Source organism: Stenotrophomonas sp. T8 (assembly GCF_051853085.1).
In the GTDB taxonomy this organism is placed as follows: domain Bacteria; phylum Pseudomonadota; class Gammaproteobacteria; order Xanthomonadales; family Xanthomonadaceae; genus Stenotrophomonas; species Stenotrophomonas sepilia.
In genome coordinates, this window is sequence record NZ_CP195329.1 from 234,877 (window position 1) to 258,744 (window position 23,868).

23 protein-coding genes are annotated in these 23,868 nt (G+C 67.6%); 10 read left to right on the forward strand and 13 right to left on the reverse strand.

Translation table 11 applies throughout. The annotated features are described in order from the left end of the window. Positions 1-60 precede the first annotated feature (60 nt). Both ACSDHM_RS01090 and ACSDHM_RS01095 read left to right on the forward strand, forming a co-directional pair. Complete coding sequence (locus ACSDHM_RS01090) at positions 61-792, forward strand: CoA transferase subunit A (RefSeq protein WP_069139451.1); 732 nt, start codon at positions 61-63, stop codon at positions 790-792. A 1-nt stretch (position 793) separates the two neighbouring features. Continuing rightward, positions 794-1,426, forward strand: coding sequence for a CoA transferase subunit B (locus tag ACSDHM_RS01095; protein ID WP_438915132.1), 633 nt, complete (start codon positions 794-796; stop codon positions 1,424-1,426). Positions 1,427-1,463: 37 nt separating this feature from the next. Here the strand turns inward: ACSDHM_RS01095 and ACSDHM_RS01100 are convergent, their stop codons facing one another. Then, a complete protein-coding gene (locus ACSDHM_RS01100) occupies positions 1,464-3,521 on the reverse strand; it encodes a glycoside hydrolase family 99-like domain-containing protein (RefSeq protein ID WP_438915133.1) in 2,058 nt (685 codons plus the stop codon). A gap of 118 nt (positions 3,522-3,639) precedes the next feature. Between ACSDHM_RS01100 and ACSDHM_RS01105 the strand changes: the two genes are divergently transcribed. Next, positions 3,640-4,227, forward strand: a complete 588-nt coding sequence (locus ACSDHM_RS01105; protein ID WP_439426578.1) for an alpha-ketoglutarate-dependent dioxygenase AlkB family protein — start codon at positions 3,640-3,642, stop codon at positions 4,225-4,227. Between the two features lie 4 nt (positions 4,228-4,231). On the opposite strand, the gene ACSDHM_RS01110 is transcribed toward ACSDHM_RS01105, so the two are convergent. From ACSDHM_RS01110 to ACSDHM_RS01125, 4 genes are read right to left on the reverse strand one after another with little or no spacing between them, the layout of a single operon-like run. Beyond that, on the reverse strand, positions 4,232-4,873 hold the full coding sequence (locus ACSDHM_RS01110; protein WP_438915135.1) for an ABC-type transport auxiliary lipoprotein family protein: 642 nt from the start codon (positions 4,871-4,873) through the stop codon (positions 4,232-4,234). Then, positions 4,870-5,796, reverse strand: coding sequence for an MlaD family protein (locus tag ACSDHM_RS01115; RefSeq protein ID WP_088496891.1), 927 nt, complete (start codon positions 5,794-5,796; stop codon positions 4,870-4,872). Before ACSDHM_RS01115 ends, ACSDHM_RS01110 begins: the two co-directional genes overlap by 4 nt. Positions 5,797-5,799: 3 nt before the next feature. Further along, on the reverse strand, positions 5,800-6,627 hold the full coding sequence (locus ACSDHM_RS01120) for an ABC transporter ATP-binding protein (protein ID WP_227837902.1): 828 nt from the start codon (positions 6,625-6,627) through the stop codon (positions 5,800-5,802). Between the two features lies 1 nt (position 6,628). Further along, positions 6,629-7,750 carry an MlaE family ABC transporter permease gene (locus ACSDHM_RS01125; protein WP_065179137.1) on the reverse strand — a complete coding sequence of 374 codons (1,122 nt, stop codon included), beginning with the start codon at positions 7,748-7,750 and terminating at the stop codon, positions 6,629-6,631. Positions 7,751-7,842: 92 nt separating this feature from the next. Between ACSDHM_RS01125 and ACSDHM_RS01130 the strand changes: the two genes are divergently transcribed. Further along, positions 7,843-9,102 (forward strand): threonine/serine ThrE exporter family protein, encoded by a 1,260-nt coding sequence (locus tag ACSDHM_RS01130; RefSeq protein ID WP_046428410.1) that lies wholly within the window; start codon positions 7,843-7,845, stop codon positions 9,100-9,102. Between the two features lie 108 nt (positions 9,103-9,210). On the opposite strand, the gene ACSDHM_RS01135 is transcribed toward ACSDHM_RS01130, so the two are convergent. From ACSDHM_RS01135 to ACSDHM_RS01145, 3 genes are all read right to left on the reverse strand, one after another. Beyond that, positions 9,211-9,594, reverse strand: a complete 384-nt coding sequence (locus ACSDHM_RS01135) for an H-NS histone family protein (protein ID WP_005415203.1) — start codon at positions 9,592-9,594, stop codon at positions 9,211-9,213. Positions 9,595-9,816: 222 nt separating this feature from the next. Beyond that, complete coding sequence (locus ACSDHM_RS01140; protein WP_154350209.1) at positions 9,817-11,520, reverse strand: proline--tRNA ligase; 1,704 nt, start codon at positions 11,518-11,520, stop codon at positions 9,817-9,819. A gap of 328 nt (positions 11,521-11,848) precedes the next feature. Beyond that, positions 11,849-12,223, reverse strand: coding sequence for a DUF4124 domain-containing protein (locus ACSDHM_RS01145; protein WP_072168890.1), 375 nt, complete (start codon positions 12,221-12,223; stop codon positions 11,849-11,851). An 80-nt stretch (positions 12,224-12,303) separates the two neighbouring features. Between ACSDHM_RS01145 and pssA the strand changes: the two genes are divergently transcribed. Genes pssA through rimI form a run of 3 tightly spaced genes read left to right on the forward strand, consistent with a single transcriptional unit; the run spans position 12,304 to position 14,074 of the window. Continuing rightward, a complete protein-coding gene (pssA, locus tag ACSDHM_RS01150) occupies positions 12,304-13,080 on the forward strand; it encodes a CDP-diacylglycerol--serine O-phosphatidyltransferase (protein ID WP_111200804.1) in 777 nt (258 codons plus the stop codon). Beyond that, a complete protein-coding gene (locus ACSDHM_RS01155; protein WP_072168871.1) occupies positions 13,077-13,580 on the forward strand; it encodes a hypothetical protein in 504 nt (167 codons plus the stop codon). The genes pssA and ACSDHM_RS01155 overlap by 4 nt, the downstream gene beginning before the upstream one ends. After that, on the forward strand, positions 13,577-14,074 hold the full coding sequence (gene rimI / locus ACSDHM_RS01160; RefSeq protein WP_049465109.1) for a ribosomal protein S18-alanine N-acetyltransferase: 498 nt from the start codon (positions 13,577-13,579) through the stop codon (positions 14,072-14,074). Before ACSDHM_RS01155 ends, rimI begins: the two co-directional genes overlap by 4 nt. A gap of 45 nt (positions 14,075-14,119) precedes the next feature. Here the strand turns inward: rimI and ACSDHM_RS01165 are convergent, their stop codons facing one another. The 4 genes from ACSDHM_RS01165 to ACSDHM_RS01180 form a co-directional block, all read right to left on the reverse strand. After that, entirely contained in the window at positions 14,120-14,941 is an 822-nt protein-coding gene (locus tag ACSDHM_RS01165; protein ID WP_134709453.1) for an EamA family transporter, read from the reverse strand. A gap of 133 nt (positions 14,942-15,074) precedes the next feature. Then, positions 15,075-17,903 (reverse strand): valine--tRNA ligase, encoded by a 2,829-nt coding sequence (locus tag ACSDHM_RS01170; protein ID WP_439426579.1) that lies wholly within the window; start codon positions 17,901-17,903, stop codon positions 15,075-15,077. Between the two features lie 72 nt (positions 17,904-17,975). Further along, on the reverse strand, positions 17,976-18,401 hold the full coding sequence (locus tag ACSDHM_RS01175; protein ID WP_005415211.1) for a DNA polymerase III subunit chi: 426 nt from the start codon (positions 18,399-18,401) through the stop codon (positions 17,976-17,978). 82 nt (positions 18,402-18,483) lie between these two features. Then, complete coding sequence (locus tag ACSDHM_RS01180; protein ID WP_439426580.1) at positions 18,484-19,962, reverse strand: leucyl aminopeptidase; 1,479 nt, start codon at positions 19,960-19,962, stop codon at positions 18,484-18,486. A gap of 104 nt (positions 19,963-20,066) precedes the next feature. Here ACSDHM_RS01180 and lptF point away from each other — a divergent pair, with 104 nt between their 5' ends. Beyond that, positions 20,067-21,149 carry an LPS export ABC transporter permease LptF gene (lptF, locus tag ACSDHM_RS01185; RefSeq protein ID WP_072168875.1) on the forward strand — a complete coding sequence of 361 codons (1,083 nt, stop codon included), beginning with the start codon at positions 20,067-20,069 and terminating at the stop codon, positions 21,147-21,149. Further along, complete coding sequence (gene lptG, locus ACSDHM_RS01190) at positions 21,146-22,252, forward strand: LPS export ABC transporter permease LptG (RefSeq protein ID WP_049414332.1); 1,107 nt, start codon at positions 21,146-21,148, stop codon at positions 22,250-22,252. Before lptF ends, lptG begins: the two co-directional genes overlap by 4 nt. A 90-nt stretch (positions 22,253-22,342) precedes the next feature. Here the strand turns inward: lptG and ACSDHM_RS01195 are convergent, their stop codons facing one another. Next, on the reverse strand, positions 22,343-22,834 hold the full coding sequence (locus ACSDHM_RS01195; protein WP_088496900.1) for an RDD family protein: 492 nt from the start codon (positions 22,832-22,834) through the stop codon (positions 22,343-22,345). 56 nt (positions 22,835-22,890) lie between these two features. Here ACSDHM_RS01195 and xerD point away from each other — a divergent pair, with 56 nt between their 5' ends. Beyond that, entirely contained in the window at positions 22,891-23,868 is a 978-nt protein-coding gene (gene xerD, locus ACSDHM_RS01200) for a site-specific tyrosine recombinase XerD (protein ID WP_439426581.1), read from the forward strand.

The following is a 23,868-nucleotide window of genomic DNA, read 5'->3' on the forward strand; positions in this document are numbered from 1 at the left end:
GGCCCTTCGCCGCCCTCCAGCTAGAATGCCGTCATCCTCAACGTGCAGGGTAGTACAGCAATGCAGCAATCGACTTCCGGCGGAAAGCGCGGCAAGCGCTACGCCAGTGCGGCGGAGGCCCTGCAGGGGGTGGTCGCCGATGGCCAGACCCTGGCCGTGGGTGGCTTTGGCTTGTGTGGCATTCCCGAGGCGCTGATCGCTGCGCTGCGCGACAGCGGCGCCAAAGGCCTGACCGTGATCTCCAACAATGCCGGGGTCGATGGCTTCGGCCTGGGCCAGCTGCTGGAAACGCGGCAGATCAAGAAGATGATTTCGTCCTACGTGGGCGAGAACAAGGAGTTCGAACGGCAGTTCCTGGCTGGCGAGCTGGAACTGGAGTTCAACCCGCAGGGCACCCTGGCCGAGCGGCTGCGTGCGGGTGGCGCAGGTATTCCGGCGTTCTTCACTGCCACCGGCTACGGCACGGTGGTGGCCGAGGGCAAGGAAACCCGCGCGTTCGATGGCAAGCACTACGTGATGGAGACCGCGTTGCGCGCCGACGTGGCGCTGGTCAAGGCCTGGAAGGCCGACGAGGCTGGCAACCTGGTGTTCCGCAAAACCGCGCGCAACTTCAACCCGGCCTGCGCGATGGCCGGCAAGGTCTGCATCGTGGAAGTGGAAGAGGTGGTGCCGGTCGGCGCCATCGACCCGGACCAGGTGCACCTGCCAGGCATCTACGTGCACCGCATCGTGCACAACCCGCATCCTGAGAAGCGAATCGAACAGCGCACCATCCGCGCGGAGGGCAACTGACATGGCGTGGACCCGCGATGAAATGGCGGCCCGTGCCGCCCAGGAACTGACCGATGGCGCCTACGTGAACCTGGGCATCGGCCTGCCGACCCTGGTCGCCAACCACATTCCCGAAGGCGTGGATGTATGGTTGCAGTCGGAAAACGGCCTGCTCGGCATCGGCCCGTTCCCGACCGACGCTGAAGTCGACGCTGACCTGATCAATGCCGGCAAGCAGACCGTCACCGCACGTGCGGGCGCCAGCTACTTCGGCAGCCACGACAGCTTCGCGATGATCCGCGGTGGCCACGTCAACCTGGCCATCCTCGGTGCGATGCAGGTGACCGACAAGGGCGATCTGGCCAACTGGATGGTGCCCGGCAAGATGGTCAAGGGCATGGGCGGTGCGATGGACCTGGTCGCTGGCGTGCAGCGCGTGGTGGTGCTGATGGAGCACACCGCCAAGAACGGCGAGCACAAGATCCTGGGCGAATGCACGCTGCCGTTGACGGGTGTTGGCGTGGTCGACCGCATCATCACCGATCTGGCCGTGTTCGACGTGACTGACAAGGGCCTGCGGCTGGTGGAGGCCGCGCCGGGTGTCAGCGATGACGAGTTGAAGGAAAAGACCGGCGTCGCGTTCCGGCGCGACTGATCAACGTGCGGGTGGGGGCGTACCGCCCCCTTTGCGCTCAGCTGCGCCGGGCGTAGGCGTAAGGCGTGTCCTCTTGATGGGGGATGCCCAGCAGGTCCGCCGCATCTTGCTGGCGATACCCTGCGTAGCGCGCGACCAAGGTAAAGGTTCGTTCGATGGCATGGGCAAGCGTGCCATCAACCTGACCGGCTTCTTCATCGAACAGCGAAGGCTGCAGGTGCGCGTCGAGCATTGGTCGCAACGCTTCAAGGCGAACCCAGAACATGCTGCCGGCGATGAAGGTGTCGTTGTCAGTATCGGCCTGCGGAAGCCCGAAACGGCTGAGCAGGCCTTGCACGTTGCGTTCGTTGGCACCCCAGAAGTAGTCCAGCCGCTGCACATGCCCTTCGGGGGGGACAAGGCCCAGGCCAGGATCTGCATCGAACGCTTCGACGATGAGTGCCGCGCGTTCGGGCGCCAGCAGGCGATCAACCAGTTCGTTGCGCCATTGGTCGCCGTCGTTGCGATGCGTGGAGCGCTTGGTATGCAGCTTCAGCACGATGTCCTCGCCGTCTTCCAGCAGCGCTTCGGCGAGCTGCAGGAACGGAAGGATGTCGCGGCCATGGTTGGCGAAGGAATGGATTTCGGCCTCGACCCCGCTGGCTGCCAGCACCTGCTGGATTTCCGCATGCCGCTCGTGGGGGGTGGTGACCACGACCCGCCACTGCAGGCCGGTGGCCTGCACCTTGCGGAGCAACTCAGCGAATACGTCCGGGTACCAGGCATGGATAACCACGCAGGGCCGGGCTGGGCGCTGCCGCGCCGGAGCCGGTACCAACGCGTCCCGCGTGGCCTGCAGCCAGGCGTGGCCGAGTCGCGCATCCGGTTCCAGGACCGCGCCTTCGGCCCATTCGTTCCAGGCGTTGATGAACACCATCCGCTGGCCCGTCGGCACGGCGGCGAGGCGCTCATGGATCGTGGCACGCAGCCAGTCGCGGTAGCCGCGTGGGGAGGCGTGCAGGTAAACGCGACCGCAGCCGGAACGACGTGCTTCGTTGTCCCATCCCGGGTTCACGCCCGGGTAAAGGGGATAGGCCGGCAGCGACCGGGTGGCGATCTCGGCTGCCAGTTCGCGCCAGTCGCGCACATCCCCGCTGAAGGCGGGATTGAGCAGCCACTGCTGCGCCGACAACGAGCGTGGATTGCTCATGTTCGGCGGGAATTCGACGGCGGCATCGAAGCCGATATCGCGGGGATCCGGCCGCTCGAAGCCCTGTACGTAGGCCAAGTGGATTTCGCCCACTCCGTTGTCGCGGCACCAGCGGCGCCAGCGCTCGGCGGTGGCGCGTGCATCGGGCAGCAGGTTCGGGCGGTAGACCAGCAGCATGGGCCGGCCATCGACCTTGAGCGCGCGGCGGTCACGCAGGTATGGCGCCACGTGAGCGATGAATGCCAGATCATCTTCCGCGCTGTGTTGCTGGCCGATCAGGATGTCGTCGTCGCGGCCGTCCCAGCGCCGTGCCCAGTTCTCATTCGCCCAGCACAGGCAGAACGGCAGCTCGATGCTGTCGTCGGCCAGCCACTGGCGCAGCGGGTCTTCCATCAGCGTGCGGCCGCTGAACCAGTAGAAGTAGAAGCAGAACGCGCCGATGCCGTGCTCGGCGGCAAGCTGCGCCTGGTCACGCATCACCTGCGGGTTGCGCAGGTCATAGAAACCCAGATCGGCCGGAAGCCGCGGCTGGATGTGGCCTTCGAACTGCGGCAGCGCACGGGTGACGTTGCGCCATTCGGTGAAGCCCTTGCCCCACCATGCGTCGTTTTCTGCAAAGGTGTGGAACTGTGGCAGGTAGAAAGCGACCAGCGTAGCGGGCATGGGGTCGGGCAGCGCGGCCTTCCGGTGCGGGCGGTAGCCGATCGCGGCCTCGTCGGCGCGCCAGCGCAGTTGCGCGCTGGCCCGTGACCCGCCCGTGTCCTGCTGTCCCTTCGGTGGCGGGGGCACCCAGTCGCCGTGCCGGGCCAGCCAGCGGGTGCGCACGCGGTCGCGCTGTGCTTGTGACAGCGGCAAGGCCCGGAACACGGTGCGCAGCAACGGGAACAACGACTGGCGCAGGCTCATCGGGCGTGGCCCCGATAAGTCAGGCAATCGGAGGATATCGGCATATGGGCAACGGTCATGGAGCCATTTTCAGTGCTGGCGGCCATGACGGCAAACGCAGCCGTGCTAGCGTGTGTCCATGCTGTTCCCACATGACCTGCCCGACGCCGACGTCCAGCACCTGCCGAGCTGGTTGGCTGTGGCCGATGCCGACCGGCTCCTGTCTGCGCTGCAGGCCGAAGTACCCTGGGAAATCCACCGCATCCGGATGTTCGGCAACTGGGTGGATTCGCCGCGGCTGAGCTGCTGGATCGGCGACCCGCAGGCGCGCTACCGCTACTCCGGTGCCGAGTTCGTGCCGCATCCGTGGCCGCCTGTGTTGCAGGCCGTGCGCGAGCGCCTGCGGGCCGAAGGCTACGGCCGCTTCAACAGCGTGCTGCTGAACCGCTATCGCGGCGGCGGCGACTACATGGGCTGGCACAGCGATGACGAGCCGGAGCTGGGGCCGGCCCCGGTGATCGCGTCGCTGAGCCTGGGTGTGGCGCGCCGTTTCCTGCTGCGCCGACGCGACGATCCGGCGCGCAAGGCTGAATTCCTGCTCGGCCATGGCGATCTGCTGGTAATGGCGGGGCAGACGCAGAGGTTCTACCAGCACGCGCTTCCGAAGATGGCACGGGTGCAGGGTGAACGGATCAACCTGACGTTCCGCTGGATTGCGCCGCGCTGATCGATCAGCGCGCGACGTTAGGTTGGTCGGCCTGCCCGCTCACCAGCGTCCATCCCACCACATCCTGCGCCAGCTGCTGCAGGCCGCGCTCGAAGGCCGCGGTCACCGCCGGTATGTCGGTGCTGCCGACCGGCTGCGCCTGGCGGAAGGTGCGGTCAGCCACCACGCGCTGGTCGGCGACGTGGATCAGCTTGGCGTTGACCTCGATCACCACGGTCGGCGTGGCCTGGCCCTGGTAATCCGATTCGAAGCGGCGCACGTCGGTGGACAGCTTGTAGTCGGCGCGGATGCCGGCGGTGCTGCGGGCCACGCCGCGGATGCGGCCGGAATCCTCGAAGCCGCGCAGCAGGGTGTCCTCGATCATGTCGGTGGCCGGCTGCGCCCAGCTGGCGCCCTTGTAGATCTCCAGCTGCGAGGGCGTCGGCCGCACGTTGATGCGCGGGCTGTCGACCATGCGCGCGGCGCTGGGCTTGGCCAGCACCAGCTGCCAGCTGGCCTGCGGCCACGCGGGGTCCGCCTTGACCTGCACGGACGGTGAGTACAGCGTCACCGCAGTTTTCTCGCTGCTGCCGAGGATGGAGCAGCCGCCCAGCAGGCCGACCATCGAAGCGGCCAGCAGCAGGCGCGGAAGGGGGGGCGTGCTCATTGGGGTTCGAACTCCTTGGGTGCGTCGCGGCCCAGCAGGTAGCGCGCGGGGTTGTTCTCGAGACGGTCGCTGACCCGGCGCAGGTCGCGGATCAGGCCGCGCAGTTCGGTCAGCGTCGGGCCCAGCTGGCCGAGGCCATCGTTGGCGAAGCTGTTGATCGCGGCGCGGTTCTCGCCAAGGATCGAATCGGCATTGCCGGCGGCCGAGTCGAGCTTGGCCAGGGTCGCGTCGAGCTTGTCGATGATGCCGGGCAGCTGCTGCACCAGGTTCCTGTCCAGGCGCTCGATGGTGCCGTTGGTGGTCTTCAGCGTGGTGTCCAGGCTGCGGGCGGCATCGCGCGCGCTGAGCAGCAGCGCCTGCGTGCCCTGGTCGCGGTCGGCCAGGCCGCCGCTGATCGTCTCCAGGTTGGCCAGCGTGGCGTTGATCGAGGCCACGTTGCGGTCGCTGAGGATCTGGTCCATGCGCTCGACGATGCGGTTGGCCACATCGGTGATGTTCTGCAGCGCCGAGGGCGTGGTCGGGATGATCGGTGCCGGATCCTTGTTGACCGTGGTCAGCGCCGGCGACTGCGGCGTGCCGCCGCTGAGCTGGATGATCGACGGGCCGGTCAGGCTGGTGATCGCCAGCTTGGCGCGGGTATCGGTCTTGACCGGCGTGTTGGAGTTCAGGCGGATGCGCGCGACCACCTGGCGCGGGTCGTCGGGCACCAGGTTCAGTTCGGTGATCGAGCCCACCGCGATGCCGTTGTACTGCACCGGGCTGCCCACCGACAGGCCGGTCACCGCTTCGCGGAAGACCACGCGGTACTCCTGCCAGGTGCGGTCGGAGGAGTACTTGGCCGCCCACAGGCCGAAGGCCAGCAGGGCCAGGCCGGTGATCAGGGTGAACGCGCCGATCAGCACGTAGTTGGCTTTGGTTTCCATGGCTCAGGCACTCTCGATCTGTTCGCCACGCGCGGCGCGCGCGCGGGGTCCGTGGAAGTATTCCTGGATCCACGGATGATCCAGTTTCTCGATGTCCGGCAGCGGCGCATTGGCCACCACCCTGCGGTCGGCCAGCACGGCGACGCGATCGCAGATGGCGTACAGCGTGTCCAGGTCGTGGGTGATCAGGAACACGGTCAGCCCCAGCGCTTCCTGCAGCGTCTTGATCAGGCGGTCGAACGCGGCCGCGCCGATCGGGTCGAGGCCGGCGGTGGGTTCGTCCAGGAACAGCAGCGGCGGATCCAGCGCCAGCGCCCGGGCCAGGCCGGCGCGCTTGCGCATGCCGCCGGAGAGCTGCGAGGGCAGCTTGTTGATCGCGTCGGCGGGCAGGCCGGCCAGTTTCACTTTCAGCAGCGCCAGTTCGTAGTGCCAGCGCTCGGGCAGTTCGCGGTGGTGTTCCTTCAACGGCACCTGGACGTTCTCACCCACGGTCAGCGACGAGAACAGGGCACCGTCCTGGAACAGCACACCGGTATTGCGTTCGATGTGCAGGCGGCTCTCGGCGTCGTCGGCACGCGCATCGCGGCCGAGGACTTCGATCTGCCCAGCATCCGGCACACGCAGGCCGAGGATCGAGCGCATCAGCACCGACTTGCCGGTGCCGGAGCCGCCGACCACGCCCAGGATCTCGCCGCGGCGTACGTCCAGATCCAGGTCTTCGTGCACGGTCTGGCTGCCGAACCGGTTGACCAGACCACGCACGCGGATGGCCAGTTCGTGGCCGTCGTCGTCGCGCATGTCGAGGGTTTCAAGGGGGGCGGATGTGCTCATGTCACCAGTCCATGTGCATGAACCACAACGCTGCGAAGGCGTCGATGATGATCACCAGCGAGATCGTCTGCACCACGCTGGAAGTGGTGCGCTCGCCGACCGACTGCGCGGTGCCTTCCACCTTCAGCCCTTCCAGGCAGCCGATCAGGCCGATCACCAGGGCGAACACCGGCGCCTTCGACAGGCCCACCAGCAGGTGCCGCACTTCCATCGTCTCGTGCATGCGCGCGATGTACATCTGCGGCGGGATGTCGAGGTCGAACGCACCGACGGTGATGCCGCCGGCCAGGCCGGCGATCATCGCGATGAAGGTCAGCAAGGGCAGGGTGACCAGCAGCGCCAGCAAGCGTGGCAGCACCAGCAGGTCGACCGGGTCCAGGCCCAGCGTACGCATCGCATCGATCTCCTCGCGTGCCTTCATCGCACCGATCTGCGCGGTGAACGCGCTGGCGGTACGGCCGGCCAGCACGATCGCGGTCAGCAGCACGGCGAACTCGCGCAGGAAGGCGATGTTGACCAGCTCGACCACGTAGATCTCGGCGCCGAAGTCGCGCAGGATGGTCGAGCCGAGGAACGCGATCACCGCACCCACCAGGTAGGACAACAGCGCCACCAGCGGCACCGCATCCAGCCCGACCTGCTCCATCTGATGCACGGTGGCGGTCAGCCGGAAGCGGCGGGGTTCCTTGACCAGCCGCGCCGCCTTGACCAGGTTCTCGCCGAGGAAACTGCACAGGGCCTTGATGTTGTGGCCGGTGGCGTGGACGCTGACGCCCAGCCGCTCCAGCGCGGCCAGCACGCCGAAATCGCGCTTGGCCTTGGGCCGGTCATCGGCCACTTCCTCGATGGTGCACACCAGCGCCTGGTGGTCCGGGCGGAACTGCAGCGCGTCTTCGTGGAGATCGGCGCGATGGGCCACGCGCAGCACCTGCAGCACGCCGGCCGAATCGAGCTGCTCGATGCCGGTGGCATCGATGCCGGTCAGCGCGTCGGGAACGCCGCGCAGGACTTCGGCCGCGGCCAGCGCGGTCTTCAAGGTCCAGGTGCCGGACAGGCGGATCAGGCCCGGGTCGTGGGCATCCTGTTCGAGCTGGGGAGCGAGGTTCGGGGTGACGTGGGCCATTCGGGTCGCAGCATAACCGTTCTGTATCGGGCTTCGCGTCGAACTTGGATGAATTTCTCCGGCGGGCCCCAGCGTAGGTAATACTACGGCGCATGTCCGCAGATGCTCACACGATCCCCACACCCCAGGCCACCTACGCACAGCGCGTGGCCTTCGTTTCCGAGATCGCCGGACGCCTGCACAGCTATGGCACCACGGCCCAGCGCCTGGAAACGGCGGTGGTTGCCCTGGCCCGCCAGCTCGATCTGGATTGTGAACCGTGGTCGAATCCCACCGGTATCATCCTCAGCTTCAGCGATCCGGCCCAGGCGATCGGCTCCAGCGACATCACCCGCGTGATCCGCCTGGCACCGGGTGAGAACGACCTGCACAAGCTCAGCGTTGCCGACCACATCGCCGAAGAAGTGTCCAACGGGCGGATGAGCATCGCCCAGGGCCACACTGCGCTGCGCCAGCTGGACAAGGATCCGGGCCGACGCGGCAAGCTGCGCACCATCCTGTCGTTCACCCTCGGCGCGGCTGGCGTGGCCGGCATGTGGAAGCTGCCGTGGCTGGACATCGCCACCGCCGGTGTCATCGGCCTGATGATCGGCCTGCTCGGCATGGTCACCGATCGCCGCCCGGCCACCCGCGAAGCCGCCGAGGCACTGGCCGCGCTGCTGGCCGGCATGGTCGCCACCCTGGTCGCGTCGTTCATTGGTGCGCTCAACCTCAATACGGTGATCATCGCCTCGCTGGTGGTGCTGCTGCCCGGCATGTCGCTGACCAATGCGGTCAATGAGCTGGCCAGCCAGCACTGGGTATCGGGTACCGCGCGCTTTGCCGGCGCGCTGACCACCATCATGAAGCTCAGCGTCGGCGCGATGATCGCGGTGACCCTGGCCGATGTGCTCGGCCTGGATCCGGTGATCCGGGCCGCGCGGCCGCAGGGGCCGTGGGTGGAATGGGGCTCGCTGCTGACCGCCGCATTTGCCTTCGCGATGCTGTTCAAGGCCAATCGCCGCGATTATCCGTGGGTGATTGCCGCCTCGGTGGCCGGTTATGCGATCTCCAAGTTCGGCGGCCACGCCTGGGGCGCACCGGCCGGTATCTTCCTGTCGGCAATGCTGCTGACCGCCGGTGGCAACCTGTTCGGACGCCTGGTCGGGCGTCCGGGCGCGATCATCCGCCTGCCGGGCATCATCATGATGGTGCCCGGCAGCACCAGCCTGCGTGGCGTGCTGACCCTGGTCCAGCAGCAGGACGTGGGCGCCGGCCAGAGCGTGTTCCTCACCGTTCTGAACGTGGTGATGGCGCTGGTGGCGGGCCTGCTGTTCGGCAACCTGCTGATGCCGGCGCGCAAGACCCTGTAGAGCCAGCCCATGCTCGGCTTTGCATATGGATAGCCGAGCGTGGGCGCGGCTCTACAAACAGGAAACGCCGGCTTTCGCCGGCGTTTTTTATTGCTCCCCGATCCGGCCTCAGGCCTTCTTGATCAGGAAATCTTCCGGCTTCTTGTTGCCCTTGGCGGTCAGTTCAGCCATCCAGCGCGGCTGCTTGCCACGGCCGGTCCAGGTTTCCTTGGGGTTGGCCGGGTTGCGGTACTTCGGGGCAACCTTGCCCAGCTTGCGGCCGGCGGTCTTCGACGGTGCCTTGGCGACCTTGGCCACCTTGCGCGCGCGCGGGGCCGGGGCGTCGCCGAACAGTTCCTCGATGGTGTAGCCCTCGGTCTTGGCCAGCTTGGTCAGCTGGGCGCGCACCTTGGTGATCGGCCGGCGCTTGGCGACGATGGTCTGCTGCTTCTTGGCGGTACGGATCAGGGCGCCCAGCTCGCGTGCTGACAGGCCGGTCAGGTCAATGCTCATTTACGGTTACTCCGGAAACTAATGTGTGGACGGGACAAGCCAGTCCATGGCGTCGGCGGACAGAATAGAGATGAATTAATCACAGCACAAATGCAGGCGGGTCATGGCGTGGCGGCATGCAGACGCTATCGCGGTGATTTTGACCGGATTATGTCCGCTGCAATATAGGGAAAGGCCGCGCGCCAAAAAAAAAAGACCGGGGCAGGCCCCGGTCTTTCCACGTCAGCCCTGCAGTCGCTGCAGCAGGGTGGCCTTGTCCAGGCTCTCCGCCTCGCTGGCGCGGCGCGCGCGGTACTCGTAGGTGCCGGCGGCCAGGCCGCGTTCGCTGACCACCACGCGGTGCGGGATGCCGATCAGTTCCATGTCGGCGAACATCGCGCCCGGGCGCAGGCCGCGATCGTCGAGCGCGGCGTCCAGGCCGGCGTCGCGCAGCTCCTGCAGCAGATTGGCTGCAGCGTCAGCCACAGCGGCATCGCCCTTCGGGTTGATCACGCACACCACGACCTGCCACGGCGCCATCGCGTCCGGCCAGATGATGCCGGCATCGTCATGGTTCTGTTCGATCGCGGCAGCCACCACGCGCGAGATACCGATGCCGTAGCAACCCATCGCCATCACCGCCGCCTTGCCGTTTTCATCCAGCACGGTGGCATCCAGCGCTTCGGCGTACTTGCGGCCGAGCTGGAACACGTGGCCGACTTCGATGCCACGGGCGATCTTCAGTTCACCGCCGTCCACGGCACGATCACCGGCACGCACGTTGCGGATGTCGGCCACTTCCGGTTCCGGGAGGTCGCGGCCCCAGTTGACGCCGGCCAGGTGGAAACCGGCCTCGTTGGCGCCGACGACGAAGTCGGACATTGCCGCCACTTCGCGATCGGCGACCACGCGGATGGCCTTGGCCGGCGCGACCGGGCCGAGGAAGCCTGGCACGCTGCCCAGGTACTCGGCGATTTCCGCCTCGCTGGCGAAGCGCTGCTCGTCCAGCCCGGCCACCTTGGCCAGCTTGATCTCGTTGACCTCATGGTCGCCACGCACCAGCACCAGCACGAACTGCTGTGCCTCGCCTTCGCCGGCGATCAGTGCCACCGACTTCACCGTGCGCTGCAGGTCGATGCCGAGCAGGGCCGCGACGTCCTCGCAGGTCTTCTGGGTGGGGGTATCCACCTTGCGCATTGTTTCGGAGGCGGCCGCACGCGGTGCCGGATCGGCGGCGATCGCCGCCTCCATGTTGGCCGCGTAGTCCGAACCGGTGGAGAACACCAGGGCGTCTTCGCCGGAATCGGCGATCACGTGGAACTCCTGCGAAGCATCGCCACCGATCGCGCCGGAGTCCGCCTGCACCATGCGGAAATCCAGGCCGAGGCGGGTGAAAATGCGGCTGTAGGCCGACTTCATGTTCTCGTACTCGCGTACCAGGCACTCATCGTGCAGGTGGAACGAATAGGCGTCCTTCATCAGGAACTCGCGCGCGCGCATCACGCCGAAGCGCGGGCGGATCTCGTCGCGGAACTTGGTCTGAATCTGGTAGAAGTTCACCGGCAGCTGCTTGTAGCTGGACAGCTCGCTGCGCGCGAAGTCGCAGGCGGCTTCTTCGGCGGTCGGGCTGTAGCAGAACACCTGGTCCTTGCGGTCCTTGATCTTCAGCAGCTGCGGGCCGAACTTCTGCCAGCGGCCGGTCTGCTCCCACAGTTCCTTCGGCTGGATGGTCGGGATCTGGAATTCCACCGCGCCGGCCCGGTCCATTTCCTCGCGAACAATGCGCTCGACCTTGCGCAGCACGCGCAGGCCCAGCGGCGACCAGGTGTACAGGCCCGATGCCAGCTTGCGGATCATGCCCGCGCGCAGCATCAGCCGGTGGCTGGTCAGCTCGGCGTCGCTGGGGGTTTCCTTGGTGGTGTGCAGGTGGAACTGGGAGAGGCGCATCGTCGGCTTCGGATAACGGCAGAGACGTCTATTCTGCCAGCCCGGCCGGGGGGAGGGGTATCGGCAGGGCTGCGCCCTGCGCCCGCCGTAGTGCCGGCCGCTGGCCGGCAACCTCAGAAGCAACAGCCGTAGCAACAGCGGGTTTCCCGTGGGATGGCGGGGTGGGTCCGGTTGCGGGGGACGCCGTGAATACGTCCATGCAGGCTCGGTCGCCGCATCCATGCGGCTCATGCCCACACCGCCCCGCCCAACCCACAGAAAGCCCAGAGCCGGCTGTTGCCCTTGCTGTTGCCTCTGCGGTGCAGGACTGCAAGCCCTGCCGATACCCTCATTGTGCTGGGCAGTAGGCCTTGATCGCCGCTTCAGCCAACCCCTTCTGTGCGGTGTGCTGCTCCGGGGTCAACGGGGTATCGGCCTTGCCATCACCATCGGTGTCCTGCATCACCTGGCCACCGCCGTCCAGCAGGGCCAGGTTGGCCCGGGCCGTGCTGCACTGCTCGGGAACCGGCGCGGCCGGGGTCTCGGTGCTGGTCGCGGCCTGCGGGGTGCGGGCCTGCTCGCGGGTCTCGTACTTCTTGCCCGCCGGTGGGGTCTCCGAGTACTGCGTCACGCCATGGGCGTCCTTCCATTTGTACACGGGACCGGCCACGGCGTTGGCACTGGCCAACAGCAGCAGGCATCCAAGGCAGGACAGGGCACGCATGGCAAACTCCACGGAATGGGCGTAGAACGCCGATTGCAGCATTGGCGCCGAGCACTGGCAAGTCGATTAAACTGGATTCCATGGACCCGATCACACCGCCGCCGCGCTCGCGCACGATTTACCTGTTGCCCAACCTGTTCACCACCGCCGGCCTGTTCTCCGGTTTCTACGCGATCATCGCCGCGGCCAACGGGGATTTCGTCAACGCCAGCATCGCCGTGTTCGTGGCGGCGGTGATGGATGGCCTGGACGGGCGCGTGGCGCGCCTGACCGGTACCAGCAGCGAATTCGGCGTGCAGTACGACTCGCTGGCCGACCTGGTCAGCTTCGGCATGGCCCCGGCGCTGGTGATGTACCACTGGTCGCTGTCGTGGCTGAAGTTCGACGATCCGCTGCTCGGCCGCGTCGGCTGGGCCGTGGCCTTCCTGTATGCGGCCTGCGCGGCGCTGCGCCTGGCCCGCTTCAACACGCAGGTGGCGGTGGTCGACAAGCGCTGGTTCGTCGGCCTGGCCAGCCCGGCCGCAGCGGGCCTGATGATGTCCTTCGTCTGGGCGTTTGCCGACGGCAACCTGGGCTGGGATGGCAACCAGCTGCGTTACGTGGCGCTGGCGGTGACGATCATCGCTGCGCTGCTGATGGTCAGCCGTATCCGTTTCTGGAGCTTCAAGGGCGGCGATGCCAAGGGCACCCGTTCGGATCGCGTGCCGTTCCTGGTGCTGGCACTGGTGCCGGTGGCGATCGCGATTGCGGTCATCGACCTGCCGCGCGTGCTGTTCGCGGTCGGCATCCTGTACGCCTTGTCCGGCCCGGTGATGTGGGCCGGGCAGCGCCTGCGCAAGAAGCCCGAGGCCGCGTGAGCCAGGACCTGCCCGTGCTGTGGTCACCGGCCCAGCAGGCCTGGCTGCAGGCCATGGGCTATACCGTCTATCACGACGGCCAGCTGGCCGCCGAGCTGGATGCCGCATTGCAGTTGAGCGTGGCCGAAGCCAGTGTTGCTCCGCCGGAGCCGGAGCCGGTGCGGGCTGCTGTGCCGCCGCGCGACGCCCATACCGCGCCCGCGACCGCAGTACGCGCGGAACGCCCGGCACCGCCGCGCCGCGAAACGCCGGTCAGTGCCCCGGATACCGTGCCGGCGGCTGAGCGCCCGCTGCCCAGCGGCAACGCACGCCAGCCGGTGGTACGCCTGCCCGATCGCCTGCAGATCGCATTGCTGCGCGCCTCCGGCTGCAACCCGAACGACCCGGCCACCCAGATGCTGATGGACAGCTGGCCGCTGGACCAGCTGCGCCGCGACCCGGCCGCCAAGCGTGCGCTGTGGCCGCAGCTGCGTGCCCTGCGCAAGCGGGGCACGCCGTGAGCGCGGTAACCCGGCCCGGCCCGGTCAGCCTGCGTGCGCTGCGCGAGAGCGACCTCAATGCCGTGATGGCGATCGAGCTGCGGGGCTATCCGTTTCCCTGGACCCGCGGCATCTTCATCGACTGCCTGCGCGCCGGTTATCCCGGCCTGGCGATGGAGCGTGATGGCCTGCTGGTCGGCTATGGCGTGCTCAGCATCGCCGCGGATGAAGCGCACGTGCTCAACATCTGCATCGATCCACTGGCACAGTCGCGCGGGCTGGGCCGCCAGCTGCTGCGCGCACTGGTGCAGCTGGCAGCCGACCGTGGCGCACAGCGCGTCTTCCTGGAAGTGCGTCCGTCCAATACGCCGGCGCTGGCGCTGTACCACAGCGAAGGCTTCAACGAGATCGGCCGCCGCCCGCGCTACTACCCGGCTGCACAGGGCCGCGAGGATGCAGTGGTGATGGCCATCGAGCTGGTCGACGGCGACCTGCAGGCGATGCCGCCGCTGTGACGCAGACGGGTTGCCGGCCAGCGGCCGGCACTACCAACGCGCCCATCACGCCAGCCGCAACGCCAGCACGCCACCGACGATGAGCGACGCCGCCAGCCAGCGCGCGCGCGGAATCCGCTCGCGCAGCAGGAACACCGAGATCAGCAGCGCGAACAGGATCGAGGATTCGCGCAGCGCCGAAATCATTGCCACCGGCGCCTGGGTCATGGCCCACAATGCCATCGCATAGGAGGCGGTGGTGCCGACGCCACCGGCCAGTCCCAGCGGCCAATGCCGCCGGGCATAGTCCAGCACCGCGCCGCCGCGCGTGTACAACGCCCACAGCGGCAGCGGAATGCCCGACAGCAGGAACAACCACAACGTGTAGCTGAGCGCGCTGCCGGACTGGCGCGCACCCTGCGCGTCGACCAGCGTGTAGGTGGCGATCATCGCTGCGGTCAGCAGCGGCAGGCGCAGTTGGCCGCCACGCGCACCCACTGCCATGCACAGGATGCCGGTGCTCACCAGTACCACGCCCAGCCACGCTGCAGCCGGCAATGGTTCACCGAGCAGGGTGCCCGCCAGTGCGACCAGGATCGGCGCGCTGCCACGCATCAGCGGGTAGGCCAGGCTCATGTCGACCTGCTGGTAACAGCGTGCGACCAGCCCGTAATAGGTCACCTGCAACAGCACCGATGCGCCCAGCCAGGGCCAGCTGTGCGCGGCGGGAAAAGGCAGGAAGGGCAGGGCGGCGGCCGACAGCAGCGCGGCGCTGCCGGTGACCAGCACGGTGCCGAGGAACTTGTCCGGCCCGCGCTTGACGATCGCATTCCAGCTGGCATGCAGTGCCGCAGCGGCGAGAACCAGCAGGAAGATCGAAAGAGGCATCCGGCGATGATGCCATGCGGGGGAAATGGAAACGCCGGGCATCGCCCGGCGTTTCCCATTTCGCTTGGGTGGGTGCCAACCTCTCCCGGCGTGGTAGGTGCCAACCTTGGTTGGCACGCACCAGAGCGCGGCGTTACAGCTTCGCGCGCTGTTCGCGCAGGCCGGCCAGCTGGGTGTTCCAGTCGGCCAGGCGCACGCGCTCCTGCTCGACCACGGCCGGCGGCACCTTGTCGGTGAACCTGGCCAGCTTGGTCTCGCTCTTTTCCTGCTCGCCTTCTACGCGCTTGATCTCCTTGTCCAGGCGCGCGCGCTCGGCATCGAGATCGACCAGGCCCTCCAGCGGCACCAGCAGCTTCAGCTCGCCCACGATCGCGGCGGCCGCCGGCGGTGCGCTTTCGCCTTCGGCCAGCCACTGGATGCTGTCCAGCTTCAGCAGGAACGACAGCGAAGCGCTGAAGCGTTCGATACGCACGCGGTCCTGTTCCAGGCCGGCCTGCAGGCGCAGCGGTACCAGCTTGGACGGCGCGACGTTCAGCTCACTGCGCACGCGACGCACCGCGCTGATCACCGCCTTCAGCCATTCCACGTCGGCCTCGGCCTGGGCGAAATCGCCTTCGAACTCGGCGGCGGTCGGGTAGGGGCGCAGCGACAGCGTGGTTTCGGCCAGGCCCAGGCGCGGGGCCAGCTGCTGCCACAGCTGTTCGGTGATGAACGGCGTCAGCGGGTGCAGCAGGCGCAGCAGTGCTTCCAGCACGTACAGCAGGGTGTGGCGGGTGCTTTCGGCATCGGCGGCGTCGGCACCGTTCAGGGCCGGCTTGCTCAGTTCCAGGAACCAGTCGCAGAACGCGTTCCACGCAAACTCGTACAGGCACTGCGCCAGCAGGTCGAAGCGATACGCGGCGAAATGCCCCTGTGCCTCGGCGGTGGTGGCGGCCAGGCGGGCGAGGATCCAGCGCTCGGCATCGGTGCGCGGCTTGGGCGCGCCGATGAACGCAGCGCCTTCGGTGTTCATCAGGGCGAAGCGGCTGGCGTTCCACAGCTTGTTGCAGAAGTTCTTGTAGCCCTCGGCGCGGTTCATGTCGAACTTGATGTCGCGGCCGTGGGTGGCCAGCGCGGCGATGGTGAAGCGCAGCGCGTCGGCACCGTGGGCGGCGATGCCGTCCGGGAATTCCTTGCGGGTGGCCTTCTCGATCTTCTCGACCATCTTCGGCTGCATCAGGCCGCCGGTGCGCTTGGCGACCAGGTCGTCGATGGTGATGCCGTCAATGATGTCCAGCGGGTCGAGCACGTTGCCCTTGCTCTTGGACATCTTCTGGCCCTGGCCGTCGCGGATCAGGCCGGTGAAGTAGACGTCCTTGAACGGGATCTTCCCGACCAGGTTGTCGGTGGCCATGATCATGCGCGCCACCCAGAAGAAGATGATGTCGAAGCCGGTGATCAGCACCGACGATGGCAGGTAGCGGTCGAAGCCGCGCTCGGCCATGGCCTGCTCATTCGGCCAGCCCAGGGTGGAGAACGGCCACAGCTGCGAGGAGAACCAGGTCTCCAGCACGTCGCTTTCCTGGTTCAGCACCACGTCGCTGCCCAGGTTGTGCTTGGCGCGCACTTCCGCTTCGCTGCGACCGACGTAGCAGTTGCCGGTGGCGGCATCGAACCACGCCGGGATGCGGTGGCCCCACCACAGCTGGCGGCTGATGCACCAGTCCTGGATGTTGTTCATCCAGTGGCGGTAGGTGTTGATCCAGTTCGGCGGCACGAAGGAAATGCTTCCGTCCTCGACCAGTTCCAGGCCACGCTTGGCCAGGTCGTCCATCTTCACGAACCACTGGTCGGTCAGGTACGGCTCGATCACCTGGCCGGTACGGTCGCCGCGCGGCACCTGCAGCTTGTGAGCCTTGGTCTCGACCAGGATGCCCAGGTCTTCCAGTTCGGCCAGCACCGCCTTGCGCGCTTCATAGCGGTCCAGGCCCTGGAAGCGTTCCGGCGCATTCTCGTTCAGTGCGGCCACCGGGGTGAACAGGTTGATCATCGGCAGGCTGTGGCGCACGCCGACTTCATAGTCGTTGAAATCGTGCGCCGGGGTGACCTTGACCACGCCGGTGCCGAACGCGCGGTCCACGTAGTCGTCGGCGATCACCGGCACGCGGCGGCCGGTCAGCGGCAGCACCACGCTCTTGCCGATCAGGTGCGCGTAACGCTCGTCTTCCGGGTGCACCATCACCGCGGTATCGCCCAGCAGGGTTTCCGGGCGGGTGGTGGCGACGACCAGGTAGTCGCGGGTTTCGCGCAGGGTTTCCACGCCGTCGGCATCGCGCTCGACGTGCTCGTAGCTCAGGCCTTCGTCCAGCGTGTAGGCGATCGACCACAGGAAGCCGTCTTCCTCGGCGCTCTCCACTTCCAGGTCGGAAATGGCGGTTTTCAGCACCGGGTCCCAGTTCACCAGGCGCTGGCCGCGGTAGATCAGGCCCTGCTCGTACCAGCGCACGAAGGCTTCATTGACAGCCGCCGACGGCTGCGGGTCCATGGTGAAGGTGCTGCGCGACCAGTCGGCGGAGGTGCCAAGGCGACGCATCTGGCGTTCGATGGTGTCGCCGGATTGCTGCTTCCACTCCCAGACCTTGCCGATGAAGCCTTCGCGGCCCAGCGAATCGCGGGTCTCGCCCTTGCCTTCCAGCGCCAGGTTGCGGCTGACCACCATTTCGGTGGCGATGCCGGCGTGGTCGGTACCGACCTGCCACAGCGTGTCGTAGCCGCGCATGCGGTGGTAGCGCACCAGCGCGTCCATCAGGGTCTGCTGGAAGGCGTGGCCCATGTGCAGGGTGCCGGTCACGTTCGGCGGCGGCAGCAAGATGGTGTACGGCTCGCCCGTGCCGGACGGCTTGAAGTGGCCGGCCTTCTCCCAGGCCTCGTAGAGGTCGGTCTCGAAGGACGTCGGGTCGTAGCTGGAGGCGAGTTGGGTCATGCGGGGGAACCAGGAGGTAATCGTTGAAGGATCAGGGCGCGGCGGCGGCCCATCAAGGGGGCCGGGGCGCGCTCACATGTCATGCTTGTTCAGGTCGTAACCGGCGGCCTTGTACTGGCGCCAGCGCTCGCGCAGCGGTTCGCGCGCTTCCGGATCGGCCGGCACCACTTCCAGCACGCGCTCGCACTGGCCCAGCCAGGGCTCGTCGCGCAGGTTGATCACCAGCGGACGCGCTGGTGCCTCGGTGCCGGGTACCGCGATCAGTACCAGGGCCTCTTCCTCGTCCATGTCTTCGCCGGCGATCTGGTGCGGGATGTAGGCGTCGTTGTCGAACGCCCACAACAGCTCGTCCAGCTCCTCGGCCTGGGCCTGGTCACGGGCCAGCACCAGGGTGAACAACCCGGCGTCGTTGGCCTTGCGCGCCAGCTCACAGACCAGGCGCAGCGGCTCGGTCAGGAAGCGGGGCTTGGCGATCAGGTAGAAGTCGGCGCGGGGCATGGCAGGGTCCGGGTCAGGCAGGGGCCCGGCAGTGCCGGGCGAGGCCCCGGCCGGCGTCTGCCGGCCAGGGTCGGGTACGGCATCAGGCGCGGGCGGCCTGGTCCAGCAGCCACTGGCTCAGCAGGCCGACCGGGCGGCCGGTGGCCATGCCACGCTTGCCTTCATCGCTGGCCACGCCGGCGATGTCCAGATGGGCCCAGCGCTGGCCTTCGGCGAAGCGCGACAGGAAGCAGCCGGCGGTGATCGCGCCAGCCCAGCGGCCACCGATGTTGTAGACGTCGGCGAAGCTCGAATCCAGCATCGGCTGGTACTCGTCCCACAGCGGCAGGCGCCAGGCGCGGTCGAACACGTGCTCGCCGGCGGCCAGCAGCTCGTTGGCCAGGTCATCGTGCTTGCTCATCAGGCCGGCGGTCTGGTGGCCGAGGGCGACCATGCAGGCACCGGTCAGGGTGGCCACGTCGACCAGCGCGGCCGGCTCGAAGCGCTGCGCGTAGGTCAGCGCGTCACACAGGATCAGGCGGCCTTCGGCGTCGGTGTTGCCGACTTCGATGGTCTTGCCCGACATCGAGGTGATCACGTCCGACGGACGATAGGCGTTGCCATCAATGGCGTTTTCCACCGCCGGGACCACCACGACGAGGTTCAGCGGCAGCTTGGCCTTGACCGCAGCGACGAAGGTGCCGATGACGTTGGCGCCACCGCACATGTCGTACTTCATTTCCTCGATGCCGCCCTGGGTCTTCAGGTTGACGCCACCGGTATCGAAGGTGATGCCCTTGCCGACCAGCACGTACGGCTTGGCGTCACCGCCATTGTTCCACTTCAGCACGACCAGGCGCGGGCGGTTGGCCGAGCCACGGGCCACGGCCAGCAGCGAGCCCATGCCCAGCGCTTCCATCTGGTGCTCGTCGAGGACCTCGGCTTCGGCACCCTCGTGCTCGCCGGCGAACTTCACGCCCACGTCGGCCAGATAGGCCGGGGTGCAGTAGTTCGGCGGCAGGTTGCCCAGCTCGCGGGCGAACTCGACACCGGCGGCGATGGCCTGGCCCTGGGCCAGCGCCTGCGCGTCGTCACCGGCGATGGCCAGCTGGGTCAGACCGGCGTCGTCGGCCTTCTTCTTGCCCAGGGTGGCGGTATAGCGGTAGGCGGCGTGATCGGCGGCGATCACCGCCTGACGGATCGCCCAGGCCGCGTCGCGGTCCTTCACCGCCACTTCGGACAGGGTGAACAGCGCGCTGCGGGTGGCGCCGGCCTTCAGCGCGCGCACGGCGTCGCCCACGGCCTTCAGGTACTGCGGCACGCCGAAACGGGCGGCTTCACCGAGGCCGACCACCAGCACGCGCGGGGCGGTCACGCCCGGCAGGTCGTGCAGCAGGGTGGTTGCGCCGGTCTTGCCGGACAGATCGCCACGCTGGGCCAGGGCGGCCAGGCGGCCACCGCTGGCGGCATCCAGGGCCTGCGCGGCCGGGGTCAGGGTATGGTCGGCATACGCGCCGACCACCAGGCAATCAACGGTGGCGGCGGCCGGAGCAACGTGGTTCAGGGTGAATTCGAGGGCCATTGAGCAGATTCCATTGGCGAGTCCGTACAATCGCAGGCCGTTTACGCCCAGACAGTAGACTGGGCGGCACCGCGAACGAACCCCAGAGTTTAAACCACCGCCCCATGCTGAAGCTCGACCGATACCTGCTGGGCGATTTCGTCCAGAGTTTCCTGGCTACCCTGATCGTCCTGCTGGTGGTCAGCGTGGGCGGCGTGCTGGTGGACATCCTCGGCAACATCGCCGACGGACGCCTGCCGGCCAAGCTGCTGTTCTCCCAGCTGGGCCTGCAGTTCATCGCCTACCTGCCGCTGATCCTGCCGCTGGCACTGATGCTGGGCCTGCTGCTGGCCGTGGCGCGGCTGTACCGAGACTCGGAAATGGCGGTCATCACCGCCATTGGTGTTGGCCCCAAGCGACTGCTGCGACCGCTGCTGATGCTGGTGGTGCCGGTGGTGCTGCTGGTCGGCGCCTGCTCGCTGTGGCTGGGCCCGTGGGCAGGCCGGGTGGCCGAGCAGATGATCATCGAGGCCAACCGCAGCGTGCTGATGGCCGGCCTGGAGCCGGGCCGGTTCACGCCGCTGCCCAATGGCGGCGTGGTCTACCTGTCCTCGATCTCGCCTGATGGCACCGAGCTGGGCAAGGTGTTCCTGCAGCGGCAGAAGGACGATCGCCTGGAGGTGGTGTCGGCCAACAGTGGCCGCATGTACTTCGAGGGCAGCCGCCAGCGTTTCCTGGAGCTGGATGATGGCCACCAGGTGGAAGGCCCGGTGGCCGCTGGGCTGGATTACCGGCTGGCGACCTTCGCCCGCAACGACGTGGCCCTGCCCGATGGCGCACAGACCCGCACCGAGGATGACCCGGAACTGATGCCAACCCTGCAGCTGATCGGTGATGCACGGCCGCAGGCGCAGGCGCAGTTGCATCGCCGGCTGGCACCGCCGCTGATCGCGCTGGCATTCGCCCTGCTGACCGTGCCGTTGGGCCGCAGCTCGCCGCGCCAGCAGCGCTACGGCCGCATGATGCTGGCCCTGCTGGCCTACATGGTGGGCACCAACCTGATGTTCATCGGCAGCGGCTGGATTGCCAACGGCAAGATTCCGCCCGCGCTCGGCCTGTGGTGGTTGACCCTGCCGCTGCTGGCGCTGGCGATCTGGATGTATGTACGTGATGGCCGCCTGGGCCGTCCGAAGGGAGCCCGCGCATGAGGCTGCGCCCGATGCGTTTCGACCTGTACCTGGGCCGGTCGGTGTTCACCACCGTGCTGCTGACCTGGGCGGTGCTGGTGGGCCTGGACGTGGTGATGGCCTTCTCCGGCGAGTTCAAGGACATCGGCAAGAACGGCTACACCCTGGGCCATGCCGCCGCGTGGGTGCTGTACACCGTGCCGCGCCGCGCCTACACGATGTTCCCGACGGCCGCGGTGATCGGCGCACTGATGGGCCTGGGCCAGCTGGCCGCGACCTCGGAGCTGACCGCACTGCGTGCACTGGGCCTGTCGCGCAAGCGCCTGAGCGTGTCGGTGGCGATTGCGCTGTCGCTGCTGACCGCGGTGATGGTGCTCAGCGCCGAGACGCTGGGCCCGTGGGGCCAGGACCGTGCCGATGCGCTGAAATCCAGCGCCAAATGGGGGCGGGATATTGCCACTACCCGTTACTCGGGGCTGTGGGCACGCGAAGGCGACACCTTCCTCAATGCGCAGAGCGGCGAGGAGCAGCTGGTGGGCGACAAGGGCACGCGGCTGATCCTGCGTGATGTGCGCCTGTACCGGGTCGCCGAAGACGGCAAGATCGCCTCGTTGACCCATGCCGCCACCGCCGAGCACGACAAGGACGGCTGGGTGTTGACCGGCGTGCGCCGCGACACCTTTGGCGAGCGCTCGGCAACCCGTCAGGAAGTGGCACGTGAGCCCTGGAACTCGAAGTTGGACCCGGCCGCGCTGGCGACCGGTATCGCCAAGCCGCGCAACCTCAGCGTGTCCGAGCTGAGCACCAGCATTGCCTACCGCGAACGCAACGGGCTGGACGCGCGCGATTTCGAGGATGTGTACTGGAGCCGCTGGTTCTATCCGGTGAACGTGCTGGCCCTGTGCCTGGCGGCGGTGCCGTTCGCGTTCGGATCGCTGCGCAGCGGCGGCATGGGCAAGCGCTTGTTCCTGGGCATCCTGTTCGCATTGGGCTTCTGGCTGCTGCAGCTGTTCTTCGGCCGCATGGCCGGCGCGCTGAAGTTCGATTACCGCATTGCCTACGCGTTGCCGCCGATCGTGATGCTGGCGGTATCCGGACTGCTGTTCCGGCGCAAGTCGGGCTGATTCTGATTGTTGTAGAGCCGAGCCTGTGCTCGGCTGTCACGTACAGTGCGGAAAGCAGCCGAGCACGGGCTCGGCGCTACAGACAGCGCCTTACCGTTTCGGCATCCGCACCAGGCGGGTACCGCTGGCGCGGTCGTGCCAGGTCAGGCGTTGGCGGTCGACCCACGCCCACCAGAATCCCAGACCGCCCAGCAGCAGGGAAAGCGTGCCTACCGCAAAGCGCAGCCACAACTGCCCGCGCCGCAACGGCGTGCCATCGATTGATTGCACTTTCAGCCGCCACGGGCGCATCCCCAGGGTCTGTCCGCCGCGGCGCCAGCTGGCCGTGGCGTACCAGCCCGTGATCGCCCAGCACACCGCCCACAGCAGCCATTGCCAGGCACTGAATGGCGCGATGTTCTCGCGCTGCGCGTGGCCGCTGAAGGTGTAGGCGAGGGTGAACAGCGTGCCGGCCAGCATCCAGAGCGCCAGCACCGGCAGTGCGTCGTAGACCATCGCCAGCGCGCGCCACAGCAGCAATGCGCGCGGATGGAGCATTTCGGTAGCGGCCGCAGGGGCCGTGTCGGTAGCAGGGCGGGACATGCGCCGAGCATACGCAAAGCTGGCCGTGCCCGCAGTGGCCCTCGTATCCTGCACGCATGGCCCTTGTCTCCACCCCCGCCGAACGCCGCCAGCTGGTCCAGCAACTACCCGAGCTTCGCGCCGACGACAGCGTGCGCATCCAGCGCTTCCTTGATGCGATCTGGGCCGAGAACGGCCTGGCCCGTGCCACCCTCGACAGCTACCGGCGTGACCTCGAAGGGTTGGCGCGCTGGATGGATGGACGCGACGGTGGCCTGGCCGGCATCGAGCGTCCCGGATTGTTCGAGTATCTGGCCTGGCGCACCCGGCATGGCTGGTCGCCGCGCAGCAATGCGCGCCTGCTGTCGGCGTTGCGGGCGTTCTTCGCCGATGGCGTGCGGCGCGGCGAACGCAGCGAGGACCCGAGTGCGCTGCCGGATCCGCCGAAGCTGCCACGGTTGCTGCCCAAGGCGCTGGCCGAGAGCCAGATCGACGCGCTGTTGGCAGCACCGGATGTCGACAGCCCACTGGGCCTGCGCGATCGCGCCATGCTGGAACTGATGTATGCCGCCGGCCTGCGCGTGAGCGAGCTGGTGTTGCTGCCGGCCACGGCGGTCAACCTTCGCCAGGGCGTGCTGCGGGTCACCGGCAAGGGCAGCAAGGAACGGCTGGTGCCGCTGGGCGAGGAATCCCAGCACTGGCTGGAGCGTTACCTGCAGCAGTCGCGCCCGCAGCTGGTCGGCAAGGGCAAGGTGCATGCCCTGGCGGATGGGCAGACCCCGTTGTTCGTCGAACCGACGCTGCATGCGCTGACCCGGCAGGCGTTCTGGCATCTGGTCAAGCGCCACGCACAGGTGGCCGGCATCGACCCGGCGCGGATCAGCCCGCATGGCCTGCGGCACAGCTTCGCCACCCATCTGCTCAACCGCGGTGCCGACCTGCGCGCGCTGCAGATGCTGCTTGGCCACAGTTCCTTGTCGACCACCCAGATCTATACCCTGGTCGCGCGCGAGCACCTGCAGAAGCTGCACGCCCGCCACCATCCGCGTGGCTGA

Excerpts from the sequence above, each read along its gene's own strand:
- ACSDHM_RS01090 (WP_069139451.1), top strand. The coding sequence starts at position 61 with ATGCAGCAATCGACTTCCGGCGGAAAGCGCGGCAAGCGCTACGCCAGT.
- ACSDHM_RS01095 (WP_438915132.1), top strand. The coding sequence starts at position 794 with ATGGCGTGGACCCGCGATGAAATGGCGGCCCGTGCCGCCCAGGAACTG.
- ACSDHM_RS01100 (WP_438915133.1), bottom strand. The coding sequence starts at position 3,521 with ATGAGCCTGCGCCAGTCGTTGTTCCCGTTGCTGCGCACCGTGTTCCGG.
- ACSDHM_RS01105 (WP_439426578.1), top strand. The coding sequence starts at position 3,640 with ATGCTGTTCCCACATGACCTGCCCGACGCCGACGTCCAGCACCTGCCG.
- ACSDHM_RS01110 (WP_438915135.1), bottom strand. The coding sequence starts at position 4,873 with ATGAGCACGCCCCCCCTTCCGCGCCTGCTGCTGGCCGCTTCGATGGTC.
- ACSDHM_RS01115 (WP_088496891.1), bottom strand. The coding sequence starts at position 5,796 with ATGGAAACCAAAGCCAACTACGTGCTGATCGGCGCGTTCACCCTGATC.
- ACSDHM_RS01120 (WP_227837902.1), bottom strand. The coding sequence starts at position 6,627 with ATGAGCACATCCGCCCCCCTTGAAACCCTCGACATGCGCGACGACGAC.
- ACSDHM_RS01125 (WP_065179137.1), bottom strand. The coding sequence starts at position 7,750 with ATGGCCCACGTCACCCCGAACCTCGCTCCCCAGCTCGAACAGGATGCC.
- ACSDHM_RS01130 (WP_046428410.1), top strand. The coding sequence starts at position 7,843 with ATGTCCGCAGATGCTCACACGATCCCCACACCCCAGGCCACCTACGCA.
- ACSDHM_RS01135 (WP_005415203.1), bottom strand. The coding sequence starts at position 9,594 with ATGAGCATTGACCTGACCGGCCTGTCAGCACGCGAGCTGGGCGCCCTG.
- ACSDHM_RS01140 (WP_154350209.1), bottom strand. The coding sequence starts at position 11,520 with ATGCGCCTCTCCCAGTTCCACCTGCACACCACCAAGGAAACCCCCAGC.
- ACSDHM_RS01145 (WP_072168890.1), bottom strand. The coding sequence starts at position 12,223 with ATGCGTGCCCTGTCCTGCCTTGGATGCCTGCTGCTGTTGGCCAGTGCC.
- pssA (WP_111200804.1), top strand. The coding sequence starts at position 12,304 with ATGGACCCGATCACACCGCCGCCGCGCTCGCGCACGATTTACCTGTTG.
- ACSDHM_RS01165 (WP_134709453.1), bottom strand. The coding sequence starts at position 14,941 with ATGCCTCTTTCGATCTTCCTGCTGGTTCTCGCCGCTGCGGCACTGCAT.
- ACSDHM_RS01170 (WP_439426579.1), bottom strand. The coding sequence starts at position 17,903 with ATGACCCAACTCGCCTCCAGCTACGACCCGACGTCCTTCGAGACCGAC.
- ACSDHM_RS01175 (WP_005415211.1), bottom strand. The coding sequence starts at position 18,401 with ATGCCCCGCGCCGACTTCTACCTGATCGCCAAGCCCCGCTTCCTGACC.
- ACSDHM_RS01180 (WP_439426580.1), bottom strand. The coding sequence starts at position 19,962 with ATGGCCCTCGAATTCACCCTGAACCACGTTGCTCCGGCCGCCGCCACC.
- lptF (WP_072168875.1), top strand. The coding sequence starts at position 20,067 with ATGCTGAAGCTCGACCGATACCTGCTGGGCGATTTCGTCCAGAGTTTC.
- lptG (WP_049414332.1), top strand. The coding sequence starts at position 21,146 with ATGAGGCTGCGCCCGATGCGTTTCGACCTGTACCTGGGCCGGTCGGTG.
- ACSDHM_RS01195 (WP_088496900.1), bottom strand. The coding sequence starts at position 22,834 with ATGTCCCGCCCTGCTACCGACACGGCCCCTGCGGCCGCTACCGAAATG.
- xerD (WP_439426581.1), top strand. The coding sequence starts at position 22,891 with ATGGCCCTTGTCTCCACCCCCGCCGAACGCCGCCAGCTGGTCCAGCAA.